Below are 222 nucleotides of genomic sequence, written 5' to 3' on the forward strand. Positions count from 1 at the left end.
GGGATCGAGTGTATAACTACCATCTTGGTTGAGTATGAAACCTGCATGTTGATAAGTCGTGGTGAAAGTGGCTGTGTCGCCATGGTCGAGATCGGTAGCAGTGATCTGCCCGCTGATCTTCGCAGAGCCTTCATCGATCGTCTTCGAACTGATATGGCTGACCACTGGATTATCGTTAGTGCCGTCGATGCGAATGACTAAATTTTGCGGGGCACTTTGAGC

The 222-nt window shown here is 49.5% G+C and carries 1 protein-coding gene; it reads right to left on the minus strand.

The window, feature by feature from the left end; genetic code table 11:
* Positions 1-222, minus strand: a 222-nt coding sequence (locus AB4135_RS21965; RefSeq protein WP_371995545.1) for a VCBS domain-containing protein, incomplete at both ends; no start/stop codon positions are given.

The sequence above is a fragment of the Shewanella sp. 10N.286.54.B9 genome, assembly GCF_041468565.1.
In the GTDB taxonomy this organism is placed as follows: domain Bacteria; phylum Pseudomonadota; class Gammaproteobacteria; order Enterobacterales; family Shewanellaceae; genus Shewanella.